This is a genomic window from Candidatus Poriferisocius sp., from assembly GCF_965219815.1.
In the GTDB taxonomy this organism is placed as follows: Bacteria; Actinomycetota; Acidimicrobiia; order Acidimicrobiales; family Bin134; genus Poriferisocius.
The window spans coordinates 3,319,214-3,333,464 of the sequence record NZ_OZ244791.1; the positions used below are offsets into that span (position 1 = coordinate 3,319,214).

Consider the following 14,251-nt stretch of genomic DNA (forward strand, 5'->3'; position numbering starts at 1 on the left):
ATCCAGCATGTGGTATCAGCGTTGGGGGCCGAACCAGGTGTCGTGGAGCCGCTCGTAGATTCCGCTTTCGACTAGGTCCAATAGCGCGAGGTTGATGTGCTCGCGCAGTTCGGGGTCGTCAGGGCTGAGCATGAAGCCGTACTGAACCCTTTGGAAGTCCGACCCCACCGTGGTGACCTCTCCGTCGCCCTCGCGGGCCGCGTGGAACTGGAGCACCGGGGCGTCGAACACCACCGCATCCACCTCTCCGTCGAGCAGAAGGGGGTAGGCGTCATCGATGTTGCCCACCAACACCGGGCCCACCCCGATGGAAGGGAGATACGTCTCCGCCGCCGAGTGGGTGGCGGTGGCCACCCGCTTGCCCGCCAGATCGGAGGGTCCGGAGATCTCGGATCGCAGCTCGCTCACCGCCAGCGACGAGGCGATGGCCGCGGTGAAGCTGGCGAACACCAGGGTTCCCAGGGCGATCCACAACAGCGCCAGCACCCGGCCCCGCGTCCCCCGGGCCACCTTGTCGCCGTACCCGACGGTGCTCATGGTCACCACCGACCAATAGAACGAGTCCCAGATGCCACGCCGATAGGGCACGGCGAAATCGGGATTGTGGCGGCGCTCCGACAACCAGATCAAGTGGGCGGCGACCAGTACCGCGGCGGCGAACACGATCATCAGCCACGGCAGGTCAGACGACCACACGGCCCGGAAGAATGAGGCAATCCGATCGCCGATGCCTCGCGACGAATCGTTGGGCACCAGGATGGTCAGGCCGGAGTCCAACACGGGCAACGAGAAGTCCACTACCTCCTCGCGGGACTCGGTGACGGCCACCCCTCCCAGGCCGAGCCGGGCGACGCCCCGGTCGATGTCGTCTATCTGCTTGGCGGTGGTGTCAACCGCATAGATCTCAACTCCCATGCCCAGCTTGGCCGCCGCCAGCCGCACCAGCTCGACCTCGAAGCCGCTGTAGATGCGGTTCTCGTAGATCACGAACGGCGGCAGCGCCCGGGCGGCCACCGTAAGGGTGCCCCCGGGACCGGCCTCTTCCCCCGAGGGCTCGGAAATGCCCACCGCGTCGGGGTCGGCCGCGGCGATCCAGCGCTCGACGGTGGCCTGATTGGCCGCCACCCACTCCTCGGCGTGGCGCCGTATGTCGGCGGGATCGCCACCCGTGGTCACCATGCGAACGTTCTGTGCGGAAATGTCGGTCAGCGGGATGACCACCTGCTCTAGCAGGCGGCCGACGGAGGGGTTGGCGGAGAGGAAATCGGTGTTGGCCACCGCCCGTATGTCGTTGGGGGGCCAGCCGGTCTGGCAGGGATCGTTGGCGCATCCCGGAATCCCGGCAATGGTCGTGTAGTCGATCGAAGAGGCCAGGTCGGCGGGCAGCGACGGGAACGGGGTCTCCAGCCACACCACGTCTTGGCCGGGGACCAGCTCGCCCGCCGTCCAGTTGGGGGTCCAGGTGAAATAGAGCACCGGCTGTCCGTCTCGGAAACGGTCGATGGTCTCTGCAATCAGCGGCGAGTAGTCGCCCTGCACATGCTCCACCGTGCCGGTCAGGCCGTAGGCCTCCAGGTGGTGGTCGATGATGGACGCGCACGACCATCCGACGTTGCAGCCCACGAGATCGGCCACGCCGTCACCGTCGTGGTCGAACAGCTCGGCTATCGCAGGGTCGGACAGATCGCCCAGATTCGAGATGCCGTGGGCGACGGCGGTGGCCGCATCCACGAAGTAGCCCTGCAAAGCCCCGTCGTCCACTGCGGTGCCGACCACCGACACTGGGGACCCGTCGGGAATGAACACGTGGTGGGACGGGAACCAGCCGTTGACCCACAGATCGACTTCCCCCTCGGCCACCGCACCATAGAACTCGGCGTTGTCCATCGTGGTGGGACCGTCGACCTGATAACCCAGCCGCTCCAGCAGCAGCCGGTAGACCTCGGCCTGGAACCAGCCGGTGTCCCAAGTGGCCCGGGCCAGGCGAACCCGGGGCGCGTCGCCGGAGGTGTCCTGCGCGGTTGCTGAAGCGCCCAAAGGCAGCACCAAGGCGCCCAACACCAGCACCAATAGGGCTACCAGCGCTCGGCGGAGTGAATTATGCACTCTCACAAAAATGTGCCGGGTCAGCCCCTTGCGGTTGCCAGCCACCCGTCGACGGTGTCGCGGTTGGCCTCGATCCAGTCGGCGGCGTCGGCGTTGATCTGGCTCTCGGAATAGCCCAGCTCCGCGGCGGCCATCTTGGCGTTTTGGGCCGCGATGTCCTCCAGCGGAATGGTCACGACCTCCAGCAGGCGACGCACGGCATCGTTGTCGTCGAGGAAGTCCTCGTTGCCCACCGCACGAATACTGCTGACGGCCCAACCGAGGTTGCAGGGATCAGAGGCGCAGCCCCGCAGGCCCCGCACCTCGGTGGTCCCCTCCTCGTCGTCGAGGACGGGCGACTCGAGCCAAACGACCTGCTCACCTGGTGTCAGTACTTCGTAGGTCCAGTTGGGCGTCCAGGCATAGAACAGCACGGGCTCGCCAGCGGCGATGCTCTCCCGTACTCCGGCCACCAGGCTGTTGTAATCGCCGGAGATCTGCTCGACGTTGTCGCCCCAGTCAAGATCAGCGATGTGGGAGTCGATGACCGTCTGGCAACCCCAGCCGTCGTTGCAGCCGATCAGGTCGGCGAGCCCGTCGCCGTCGTGATCGAAGACTCGGGCCACCGATGCGTTGGCCAGCTGGCTCATGGAGGTGATCCCCATCGCGTCAGCCGTGGCCTTGTCGATCATGTAGCCCTGAAGTGCTCCCGAGCGCACCTGGTAGCCCACTGGCTCAATGGGAAGTTCGAGGGTCTCGCCGGTTACCCGCTCGCCCTCCAGATAGATGTCGTGCAGGGGGAACCAGCCGTTGACCCAGAGGTCGAACTGCCCGCTGGCCAGTGCAGGGTAGAACCCGTTCGGGTCGCGGGTGTTCTCGGCCGGATCGCTCACCTCGTAGCCGAGCTCTCCGAGGAGCTGGGCGTAGATGGCGGCCTGCATGTGGCCGCTATTCCAGTTGGCCCGGGCCATCGTGACCGTGCCGTCATCCTCATCGGTCCCGCAGCCGGCAAGCACCAGGGCCAGTGCGGCCAGCACGGCCACGAGGATTACCGGCACCCGGCCGAAGATGCGTCGGTTTTTCGCGTTCTGATTAGTCATGGGGCCTCCTGTCTCACCTCTGAGGCTTCCGTGGGCCCGGCCTCAAGCCGGGACTTCATCTCCTCTATCAGGCCGCTATGGCGAGAGCGGAAGAGCGCCTCGTCGTAGTGGCCCTCCAATAGGTCGAGCTCCTCGTTGAACGCCTTCTTCAGGCTCCACAGCATGATGAGGAGGATCAGAGCGAAGGGAAGGCCGGTGGACACCGCCGCGGTCTGCAACGCCGACAGTCCTCCGCCGAGCAGCAGGACCACGGCAACCGCGCCCTCCATGATCGCCCAGAACACTCTCTGGGGCTTCGGCGAGTCGAGCTTGCCTCCCGAGGTGAGGTGGTCTACCACCAGCGACCCCGAGTCGGAGGAGGTGACGAAGAACGACACCAACAGCAGCACGCCGATCAGCGATACGACTTCGGTGAGCGGGAACGCCTCCAGCATGTCGAACAGAGCCGTGGCCACGTTGTCGTTGACTGCGGTGGCAACGTCGCGCTCGCCGCTGAGCTGCAAGTCTATGGCCGCTCCGCCGAAGACGGAGAACCACAGGAAGCACAGAGCTGAGGGCAAGAAAATGACACCGGTCAAGAGCTCGCGAACCGAGCGGCCCTTGGATATGCGGGCGATGAACATGCCCACGAACGGCGACCACGAAATCCACCATCCCCAGTAGAAGATGGTCCAGCCGGCTTGCCAGTTGCTGCCGGTGAAAGCCTCGTTCCAGAAGCCGAACTCGGGGATGATCTGAACGTAGTAGCCGGTGCTCTGGACAAACAGCGAGAGTATGAACAGCGTCGGACCCACCAGAGCCACGAACAGCAGGAATGCTCCGGCCAGATAGATGTTGAGCTGGCTGAGCCGCTTCACTCCGGCGTCAAGCCCTGCCACCACCGAGATGGTGGCCAAACCGGTTATGCCGGCAATGAGCAGGATTTGGAAGCCGGTGCCGTCGGGCAAGTCATACAGCTTGTTGAGCCCGGCAGCGGCCTGCTGTGCTCCGAGGCCCAACGAGGTGGCCAGGCCGAACAGGGTGGCGACCACCGTCAGGGTGTCGATGGCGTTGCCCCAGTTCCCGTAGATCCTCGGTCCCAAGATGGGGTAGAAGATCGAGCGGAAGGTGAGCGGCAGACCGCGGTTATAGGCGAAGAAGCCCAACGCCAGCGCCACCAGCCCGTACAGCGCCCAAGCGTGTACCCCCCAGTGCAGGAACGTGGTGGCCACTGCGGCTTTGGCCGCTTGCCCTGTGCTCGGATCGACCTCGAACAGCGGGGGCGGCGACGCCAAGTGGTAGATGGGCTCGGCCACGCCCCAGAACATCAGCCCGATGCCGATGCCCGCCGAAATGAGCATGGCGTACCAGGCTCCAGTCGAGAACTCCGGACGGGCGTACGGCCCTCCGAGCCGTATTTTCCCGTACCGGCTGAACGCGAAGTACAGCGCCATGAACAAGAAGATGTTGAAGTCGATTACGTAGAGCCACCCGAGCTTCTCGTTGATGAACGAGAGGATCTCCCCGAATACATCGCTGGCCGTGTCCTGGAAGATCAGCGTCCAGCCGATGAAGACCAGAAGGAATCCCGCCGACCAGAACGTGACTTGCGGATGGATGTCGAAGCCCCACCGCACAATGTTCTTGTCACCGGGCTCCCGGTCGGCCACCTCCGGGTAGAAGTCGATATCGGGATCGATCTGGAGGCCTTCGAAGGGCTTGCGGTTGTGGATTGCCTCATCCCGCAGCCGATGTTCTTCGGCCTCCCATTCATGGAGGGCCTGCGTCGCCTCCGTGAGATCGACGTCGGTGTCATCAGGACTTCGGCGAATACGCGAATCTCCCGATGCCGTGGCGTCTGCGTCGTCCATAACAGGGCCTCCAATTTGCTTTTGGTGTAAGTGGGGCATCCCGCATAAAACTGTTCAGATGCCCAAAGCGTCGGGGCCTTCTAGCTCAAGGAGGGCGCTACCGTGACCCCGCTTTTGATATGGGGTTCGCTCCTCCTTTTTTCTGATGTGAACAACATCAACTATTGATTTACACCGGTTTACAGGCAAACCTCCTCTGAAATCAAGGGTAATGTTTTGTACTAACAATACATATAAAGTGATTTGATGTAATTGAAAGCCAGCCATTTTGACTATTCGCCTCGCCTGGGCGGAAGTCTTCACCTAGTTCTGGTGGACCGTACTGGACTTGAACCAGTGACCTCTCGCGTGTGAGGCGAGCGCTCTGGCCATCTGAGCTAACGGTCCGGGGGTCGTTCAGGATAGCCCAGGCCACATCGGTGGGGCGAAGAGTTGTTCGCAATAGGCCATGGCCTGGAGCACCTGCACATCGCCGAGCTGATGGCCCACTAGTTGGAGCCCCACCGGCATTCCGTCGGCGGCGAAGCCGGCCCTCACGCTGCCCGCGGGCCGCCGGGTCAGGTTGTACGGATAGGTATGGCGGATCCAGTTGTCGACCAGCTCGCCGTTTACCAGCCCCTGGCCCCCGCACTCGGGAAAATGGCCGGCCACGGTGGGGGTGAGGAGGAGGTCGGCGTCGGCCAGCACACCGTTGAGCGTCTCAGACATCTCGTAGAAGATGTCGAGCGCCCGGTTGAAATCAGCCACTTGAGGACTGGTGGACAGCCCGAAGTAGTAGCGCAGACCGGGGGTGATCTGCTCCATCTGCTCGTCGGTCAGCTCGCCCAACTCGCCCGACACCGCGTTGGCCGACAACAGCACGTACTCCCAGATCGGATCGTTGAACAGCGCCTCTTCCCGCACCTCCACGGCCACGCCGTCCGCCTCTAACTGGGCCACCGCGGCCTCGCACACCGCCACCACCTCGGCGTCGGACGGCTTGCCGTCGGGCGCCGGGCACCACACCGCCCGCTTGGGCTTCCAGCCCTCGTCCAGCGCCTGGCGCCAAGACCGGTCGGGACGGGGCAGCGAGTCGAGGTCGCGGGGCGACGGCCCCATAACCAGATCTTGCACGAAGGCGATGTCGGCCACCCGCAGCGCCATCGGCCCGTGGACCGAGAGGGGCCACAGCCGGTAGGTCCCTTCCACCGGCACCCGGCCCAGGCTGGCCTTGAAGCCGCTGAATCCACAGGCCGCGGCAGGAATGCGGATGGAGCCGCCCCCGTCGGAGCCGGTACACAACGGCACCAGACCGGCCATGAGCGCGGCCGCGGTGCCCCCCGACGATCCGCCCGGTGAGCGCTTCGGGTTCCATGGATTGCCGGTGGCCCCGAACACAGGGTTGTAGGTGTCACCGGTCCAGCCGAATTCCGGGGTGTTGGTCTTGCCCATCACCACGCAGCCCGCGGCCCGCAGCCGCTCCACCAGAATGCTGTCGGCCTCCGCCGGCGGGTCGTCGGAATGCAGGAACGAGCCCTGGGTGGTCACATACCCGGCGGCGTCCTCCAAGTCTTTGACCCCGAACGGAATGCCGGCCAGCGGCCCGACCTCGTCGCCGGAGGCCAGTCGGGCATCGATCTCGTCAGCCTCGGCCAACGACCGCTCGGGATTCATGGCCACGAAGGCGTTCAGCTCCTGTTGGGCCTCGATGGCCGCCAGCGAAGCCTCCACCATCTCCCGGGCCGACACCTCCCTGCTCCGCACCGCCGCGGCCCACTCCTGCACCGACCGCTCCCGAAAATCCATCTTCGTCTCCTCCATCGACCAGACCCCGACAGTACATCCAGCTACTGCCGCCGCGAGCCGCGGTCGTTCTCAGCCCTCGGCCAACGCAGCAGCCACCGCTTCTAGACCAGCCGCCCGACTGGCTTTGACCAGCACCGCGGTGTCACCGTCGACCGGGCCTAGGGCGGCCACCGCGGCGATGGCATCATCCACCGGGGCCAGCCCGTAATCGGCGGTGGCCACTGGGATGACCTCGATGCCAAGTTCTTGGGCCAGGGCGCCAATGGCAGCGTGTTCTGCGACCGTCCTGTCTCCCAGTTCGGCCATGATCCCCAGCACCGCAGCCCGGCGGGGTCGATCCACGGCAGCCAACGAGCGCAGTGCAGCGGCCATCGACATGGGGTTGGCGTTGTAGGAGTCGTTGATGAGCACTGCCCCCGAGGCCAGTTCTGTCACCTCCATCCGCCACGGCGACAGTTGAGCCGAGCCCAACCCGGCGGCGATCTCATCCACCCCCACTCCGACGGCCAACGCGGCCGCGGCGGCAGCCAACGCGTTGTCCACCATGTGCTCGCCGCACACCGCCAGGGCCACGTCGGCCTGCCCATAAGGCGTCTCCAGCCGGAATCGGGGGCACAGCCCGTCGTCCAGACTCACCCCAGAGGCGCGTACCTCCCCCGCGGCGCGGCCAAAGGTCAGCACCGCAGCCTCGGTCCGCTCGGCCATGGCCGCCACCAGGGGCTGATCGGCGTTGAGCACCGCCACACCGGAGCTGTCCAGCGACTCCACCAACTCGCCTTTGGCCTCGGCCACGGCCTCCACGGTCCCGAACAACTCGGTGTGGGCCGCCCCGACGGAGGTAACCACGCCCACGGTGGGCTGGGCCAGCGAGCAGAGCCAGGCGATGTGGCCCATGCCCCGAGCCCCCATCTCCACCACCACAGCCTCGGCCCCCTCCGGGCAATTGGCCAGGGTGAGCGGCACGCCCAGTTCGTTGTTGAACGACATCGGGCTGGCGTGGGTCGGTCGGTCCGCCCCAATGGCCGCTGCGGCCATGTCCTTCACCGAGGTCTTGCCCACCGACCCGGTGATGCCCGCCACCGGGCCGTCGAACCGACTGCGAGCGTGGCGGCCTAGCTCGGCCAGGGCCGCAGCGGTGTCGTCCACCACCACTGCGGTGGCCCCCCGGGGGGCCTCAGAGGTCAGATAAGCAGCTACCCCGGCGGCCAAGGCGTCGTCGATGAAGTCGTGGCCGTCTCGCTCGGCCACCACCGGCACGAACAACTCACCTGAGGCCGCCGTCCGTGAGTCGATGGAGATTCCCGACACTTCGACATCGGGACCGACAAGACGGCCGCCGGCCGCTCGGGCTGCCTCCGACGCCAACATTCGCACACGCTTAGCCTCCCACTGTCGGGGCAATCGGTGGGGTACCGTCGGCCTGTGGGAACCCGCACCCGCTTGGTGCTGCTATTCGGCGGCCGGTCGGCCGAACATGACGTGTCCTGTGTTTCGGCCCGCCATGTGGCAGCCGCGGCCGACAGAGACCGCTTCGAGACGGTGGCGCTGGGCATCACCCGAGAGGGGCAATGGCGGCTGGCCGAGCTTCCCGATCCCCTCCCCGACCAATTGGATGCCGACGGCCTCGCCGTGGCCCCGGCCGAGATATTCGCCGAGCCCGACACGGTGGTGTTCCCCCTCATACACGGCCCCATGGGCGAAGACGGCACGATTCAAGGTCTGCTGGAAGTGGCCGACGTCCCCTATGTGGGATCAGGGGTGCTGGCCTCGGCGCTGTGCATGGACAAGTCCGTGGCCAAGCTGGTGTGCGCCCAGCACGGTCTTCCCCAGTGCCGCTACCAAACCGCATTGGCCAACGATCGCTCTGAGGCGGTGGCCGAACAGGCCATTGCGGAGTTGGGACTACCGCTGTTCGTGAAGCCAGCCAACATGGGCTCGTCGGTGGGGGTGAGCCGGGCCACTACCGAACTCGAGACGGTCAAAGCGCTCGAGACAGCCGCCCAGTATGACGAGACGCTGATCATCGAGGAGACTGTCACCGGCCAGGAGATCGAGGTGTCCGTGCTGGGCAACCGCGACCCAAAGGCGTCGGTCCCCGGCGAGATCGTGCCCGGCGCTGAGTTCTACGACTACGCCGACAAGTACCTCACCGACGGTGCTGGACTGTTGGTTCCCGCCCAGATCTCCGAGGCAGCCACCCGGGAAGTCCAGCGCCTCGCGATCGCCGCCTACCGCGCCCTGCGATGCGAGGGGATGGCCCGGGTGGACTTCCTCTACGAAGCCGAGGGCCGGGGAATGCTGCTCAGCGAGGTCAACACCATTCCCGGCTTCACCCCCATCAGCATGTACCCCAAACTGTGGCAAGCCTCCGGACTCTCCTACCCGAAGCTCATCGAGGCGCTGGTCGACCTGGCCAACGAGCGCTACGAGCGCCGCCGGCAGCACCGTCGCACTGACCGCTGAGACAATGGCTCCGCACCGCGACTATCGACTGCCAAGAGTGCGAGTGGGCTGGGGAAAAGTCCCTGGGTTTGGTAAAACACTGCGGTGATCTCTGATGCGCTGGCCGGCAAGCGGCTGGCGATCACCGGCACGACCGGTTTCCTGGGCACCGCTCTCGTTGAGCGGCTGTTGCGCTGCGTGCCCGAGGTGGAGTTGGTGCTGCTGGTGCGCCCCGGCCGACGGGGGGTTGAAGAGCGCATTCGTCGGGAGATCATTCGCAATGACGTGTTCGACCGGTTGCGCGATGAGATGGGCACCGATGAGTTCGAGCGGCTGTGCGCCGAGCGGATCAACGGGGTGGCCGGCGACGTGGGCATCGACGGCCTGGGGCTCGACAATACCGGTCGGGATATGATCGCCGGCTGCGACATCGTCATCCACTCGGCCGCCGCGGTGGCGTTCGACAACCCGCTGGACACCGCGGTGGAAGTAAACCTCATGGGGCCGGTCCGGCTGGTGGAGATGCTGAGCGAGATGGGGGTGTCACCGCACTTCATCGCGGTGTCCACCTGCTATGTGGCCGGCAGCCGCCGGGGCAATGCCCCCGAGGAGCCCTTGGCCGACGGCCCCATGTACGTGCCGGTGTCGTGGCAGGAGGAGGCCGACGCCAGCCGCCGTCGGCGAATCACCACCGAGACCGAGAGCCGCGACCCCGCCCGCCTGGAGGAGTTCCGCAGCCGGGCCCGCCACGAGCTGGGCGCGGCCGGCACCCCGGCGCTGGCCGCCAAGACCGAGCAGCTCCGCAGCCGCTGGGTACACGATCAGATGGTGGAGGCCGGCCGGTCGCGGGCCTCCTCGCTGGGATTCCCCGACGCCTATGCCTTCACCAAGGCATTGGCCGAGACCGCGGTGGCCGAGATCAAGGGCGACTTGAGGGTGACCACGGTGAGGCCGTCGATCATCGAGTCGGCCTACGCCGAGCCCTTCCCGGGATGGATCCGGGGGTTCCGCATGGCCGAGCCCATCATCATCGGCTACGGCCGGGGGCTGCTCACCGACTTCCCCGGCATCCCCCAGGGAGTGCTGGATGTGATCCCGGTTGACCTGGTGGCCGCAGCCATCTGCGCGGTGGCCGCCCGAGGCCCCGACCCCGAGCGGCTGGTGATCCAGGTGGCATCGGGAGCGGTCAACCCCTTCCGGCTCAACCAGTTGGCCGATCTGGCCCACGGGTGGTTCAGCGAGAACCCCATCTACGACGACCGCGACCAGCCCATCCCCCCGCCCAACTGGACCTATCCGGGCCGGGGCCGGGTGGTCCGCCAGCTCAAGCGGCTGCGCACGGGGCTGAATGCGGGAGAGCGGGTGCTGGGGCGACTGCCCATCAGGGGCCGTCAGGCCGAGATCACCGCCGACTTGGACGAGCGCCGCGACCAGGTGGAGCGGGCGCTGGGCTATGTGGAGCTGTACGGGGCCTACACCGAGTGCGAGGCGCTGTTCGGATTGGACCGGCTGCTGGAGCTTTGGGACAGCCTGGACGACGACGATCAATCAGCGTTCTGCTTCGACCCCCGGATCATCGACTGGCCCCACTATGTGACCGACATCCACCTGCCCACCGTGGTGGCCCAGGGCCGAGTCAAGACGGCCCCTTCGGGTCGCACGGGGCCGTCGCGCAAGGACCGCCAGCGCACCCAAGTGCTGTCGCTCGACCGTCACATGGCGGCGTTCGACCTGGAGAACACGGTGATCGCCGCCAATGTGGTGATGGCCTACGGCTGGCTGGCCACCCGGCGCCTGCCGTTGGACGAGCGGGCCCGGCTGGTGGCCAAGATCCTGTTGGAGGCCCCCTCGCTTCTGGCTCTGGACCACCGGGACCGCAGCGACTTCCTCCGCCACTTCTACCGCCGCTACGAGGGGGCGCCGGTGGACCAGATGGCCGAGGACTCCAGCGAGATGTTCAGCGACTTGATCTTGACCCAGGCCTACCCCGCGGCCATCCGCCGGGTGCGGGCCCACCGCGCCGCCGGGCACACCACGGTGCTCATCACCGGCGCGCTCGACTTCATCGTGGAGCCGCTGCGCCCGCTGTTCGACCACATCGTGTGCGCGGAACTGGCCCAGTCCCACGGCACCTATACCGGGCAGCTCGCCGAGGTGCCGCCCACCAGCGAGTCGCGGGCCGAAGTGCTGCGCGACTTCGCCAATGCCGAGGGGCTGCTCATGTCGGAGTCAGTGGCCTACGCCGACTCGGCCAGCGACCTGGCCCTGCTGGAGGCGGTGGGCTACCCGGTGGCGGTGAACCCCGAGCCCAAGCTGGCCATGCTGGCCCGCAAGCGGGGCTGGCTCATCGAGTACTTCGACAAAGCCCCCGGCGGCCCCCGCAAGCTGCTGCCCATCGCAAGCCGGAAGGCGTCATGAAGCGCTCGGCGCGGTTGCACTCCGTCGGCGTTCTGGCTCTCCAGGGAGACATGTCATGAAGGACCGAGTGCGGCCCACCCCCCGCCCGGGCATGGTGCTGGAGGTAGACCGCTCTACCCCGCCGATCGTGTTCCACCACGGAGAGGGCTTCCGCACCGAGAAGCTGCCCGCCGGGCGCAGCCGAGTGATCTATCCGGCTGAGCCGCTGCTGGGCATCGCCGACCCCGAAGGCGCCATCCGCCGGGCGCTGCTCAACCCCATAGACCAGGATCCGCTGCCCGCCCAGCTTCGGCCGGGCATGAAGCTGACGATCGCCTTCGACGACATCTCGCTGCCGCTGCCGCCCATGCGCCGCCCCGACATCCGCCAGTTGGTGATCGAGCAGGTTCTGGAGATGGCCGCGGCCGCCGGGGTGGACGATGTCCATGTGATCGCCGCTTTGGCCCTGCACCGGCGCATGACCGAGGCCGAGCTGCGCCATGCGGTGGGCGACCGGACCTACGACGCCTTCGCCCCCTCGGGCTGCCTTTACAACCACGACGCCGAGGATCCCGACGGCATGGTGGTGCTGGGCACCACTCCCCACGGCGAGGAGGTGCAGTTCTCCAAGCGGGCGGCGGAGAGCGATCTGGTGGTGTACGTGAACATCAACCTGGTGGCCATGGACGGCGGCCACAAGAGCACCGCCACCGGCCTGGCCGGCTACCAGGGCCTGCGCCACCACCACAACGTGAAGACCATGCAGGAGTCCCGCTCGTTCATGGACCAGCACCGCTCCGAGCTGCACGCCTCCAACTGGCGCATGGGCAAGGTGTTGCGCGACGCCGGGGTGAAGATCTTCCAGATCGAGACCACGGTCAACAACAACACCTTCGGGGTGGACGGGCCGCTGGCCATGCTCCAGAAGCGGGAGTGGGAGTGGACGGCCAAAGACCGGGCCGGGTTCTTGGCCATGACCAAGGGGCTCAATTTCACCCCGCCCCAGATGGCCCGGCAGATCTTCCAGTCGTGGCGGGCGCCGTACGAACTCACGTCGGTGCAGGCCGGGGAGGTGGAGGCCGTCCACAAGGTGACCACCGAGAACGTGTACGCCCAGCACCTGGTGCCCGTGGAGGGCCAGACCGACATCTTGACCATGGGCCTGCCCTACATCTGCCCCTACAACGTGAACTCGGTGATGAACCCCATCCTGGTCATGTGCCTGGGGCTGGGCTACTTCTTCAACCTCTATCGGGGGCGCCCGCTGGTGCGAGAGGGCGGCGTGGTGATCATGGGCCACCCCACCCGCTGGGAGTTCCACCCTGTACACCACCCCAGCTACATCGATTTCTTCGAGCAAGTGCTGGCCGACACCACCGACCCCGTGGAGATCGAGGCGAAGTACGAGCGACAGTTCGCCACCGACGAGTGGTACATCCACCTGTACCGCACGTCGTACGCCTACCACGGCGTCCACCCCTTCTACATGTGGTACTGGGGGGCCCATGCCCTTCAGCACCTGGGCGAGGTGATCATCGTGGGCGGCGACACCCGGGCGGTGCAGCGCATGGGCTTCCGACCCGCCTCCACCCTCCAAGACGCCCTCGAGATCGCCAGCGACACCGTGGGCCGCCAGCCCACCGTCACCCACCTCCACAACCCCCCCATCCTGATGGCCGATGTCAGCTAGGCGGGTTATCTCGAAGCTGGACTTCCCTTATCGGGCGGCCCGACCGCCCGCGGGGGTGCCGCCTGCGCCCGACATCAAGAACCGGGGGGCCGACTACGACACTGAGTGGGCCCGCAAGCCGGCGGCCCGAGCCGCCCGTCGGGTTATCACCGAAGTGGTGATGCAACCGGCGATGGCTGCGCTGGCCCGCCCTCGCCGCCAAGGGCTTGACCGGCTGGAGCGCCTCGAGGGCCCGGTGATCTTTGCCGCCAACCATCACAGCCACATCGACACCCCCCTGCTGTTCACATCCATCCCACCCAAGTGGCGCAACCGGCTGGTGGTGGGGGCCGCGTCGGACTACTTCTTCACCGGGGCACTCACGTCGGCCGCCTCGGCTCTGGTCATCGGGGCCATCCCCATCGAACGGTCCAAGGTGGGACGGCGCTCGGCCCGGCTGGCTGCGTCACTCATCGAGGACGGCTGGAGCCTGCTCATCTTCCCCGAGGGCGGCCGCAGCCCCGACGGCTGGGGCCAGCCCTTCTTAGGCGGGGCCGGCTACTTGGCGGTGCGCTGCGGCGTGCCGGTGGTGCCGGTACACGTGGAGGGCACCGACCGGGTCCTGCCCAAAGGCCGCAATGTGCCCAAGGTGTCGGCCACCACAATCACATTCGGCGATCCCCTGGTCCCCACCGAGGAGGACAACGCCCGACGGTTCGCGGCCCGCATCGAGGTGGCAGTGGCCACCCTGGCCGACGAGTGCGCCACCGACTGGTACCAGGCCCGCCGCCGAGCCCACGCCGGGACCACCCCCGGCCTCACCGGCCCCAATGTGTCCCCTTGGCGCCGGGCCTGGGCCCTCGGCGACCGCTCCCCCCGCTCCCGCCGCCAACACCGCCGCTGGCCCAAGTAGAACCCCTCAT

Annotated in this window: 9 protein-coding genes and 1 tRNA gene; 4 read left to right on the forward strand and 6 right to left on the reverse strand. The window is 66.8% G+C overall.

Going from position 1 to position 14,251, the window contains the following annotated elements; genetic code table 11:
• Positions 1–15: 15 nt before the first annotated feature.
• From proX (ACOQPI_RS15945) to ACOQPI_RS15970, 6 genes are all read right to left on the reverse strand, one after another.
• A complete protein-coding gene (gene proX, locus ACOQPI_RS15945) occupies positions 16–2,106 on the reverse strand; it encodes a glycine betaine/L-proline ABC transporter substrate-binding protein ProX (RefSeq protein WP_420620602.1) in 2,091 nt (696 codons plus the stop codon).
• A gap of 20 nt (positions 2,107–2,126) precedes the next feature.
• Entirely contained in the window at positions 2,127–3,185 is a 1,059-nt protein-coding gene (gene proX / locus ACOQPI_RS15950) for a glycine betaine/L-proline ABC transporter substrate-binding protein ProX (protein WP_420620603.1), read from the reverse strand.
• The gene (locus ACOQPI_RS15955) at positions 3,182–5,035 is read right to left on the reverse strand and encodes a BCCT family transporter (protein ID WP_420620604.1); all 1,854 of its coding nucleotides are present in this window, start codon (positions 5,033–5,035) and stop codon (positions 3,182–3,184) included. Before ACOQPI_RS15955 ends, proX (ACOQPI_RS15950) begins: the two co-directional genes overlap by 4 nt.
• A 310-nt stretch (positions 5,036–5,345) precedes the next feature.
• Positions 5,346–5,422, reverse strand: a tRNA-Val gene (locus ACOQPI_RS15960).
• Between the two features lie 9 nt (positions 5,423–5,431).
• Positions 5,432–6,820, reverse strand: a complete 1,389-nt coding sequence (locus tag ACOQPI_RS15965) for an amidase (protein ID WP_420620605.1) — start codon at positions 6,818–6,820, stop codon at positions 5,432–5,434.
• A gap of 69 nt (positions 6,821–6,889) precedes the next feature.
• Positions 6,890–8,188: a UDP-N-acetylmuramoyl-tripeptide--D-alanyl-D-alanine ligase gene (locus ACOQPI_RS15970; RefSeq protein WP_420620606.1), complete on the reverse strand. Its 1,299-nt coding sequence runs from the start codon at positions 8,186–8,188 to the stop codon at positions 6,890–6,892.
• A gap of 54 nt (positions 8,189–8,242) precedes the next feature.
• Here ACOQPI_RS15970 and ACOQPI_RS15975 point away from each other — a divergent pair, with 54 nt between their 5' ends.
• From ACOQPI_RS15975 to ACOQPI_RS15990, 4 genes are all read left to right on the forward strand, one after another.
• A complete protein-coding gene (locus ACOQPI_RS15975; RefSeq protein ID WP_420620607.1) occupies positions 8,243–9,283 on the forward strand; it encodes a D-alanine--D-alanine ligase family protein in 1,041 nt (346 codons plus the stop codon).
• 84 nt (positions 9,284–9,367) lie between these two features.
• Complete coding sequence (locus ACOQPI_RS15980) at positions 9,368–11,680, forward strand: HAD-IB family hydrolase (protein ID WP_420620608.1); 2,313 nt, start codon at positions 9,368–9,370, stop codon at positions 11,678–11,680.
• A 55-nt stretch (positions 11,681–11,735) separates the two neighbouring features.
• Positions 11,736–13,349: a lactate racemase domain-containing protein gene (locus ACOQPI_RS15985; protein WP_420620609.1), complete on the forward strand. Its 1,614-nt coding sequence runs from the start codon at positions 11,736–11,738 to the stop codon at positions 13,347–13,349.
• On the forward strand, positions 13,339–14,241 hold the full coding sequence (locus ACOQPI_RS15990; RefSeq protein ID WP_420620610.1) for a lysophospholipid acyltransferase family protein: 903 nt from the start codon (positions 13,339–13,341) through the stop codon (positions 14,239–14,241). Before ACOQPI_RS15985 ends, ACOQPI_RS15990 begins: the two co-directional genes overlap by 11 nt.
• Positions 14,242–14,251: the final 10 nt, after the last annotated feature.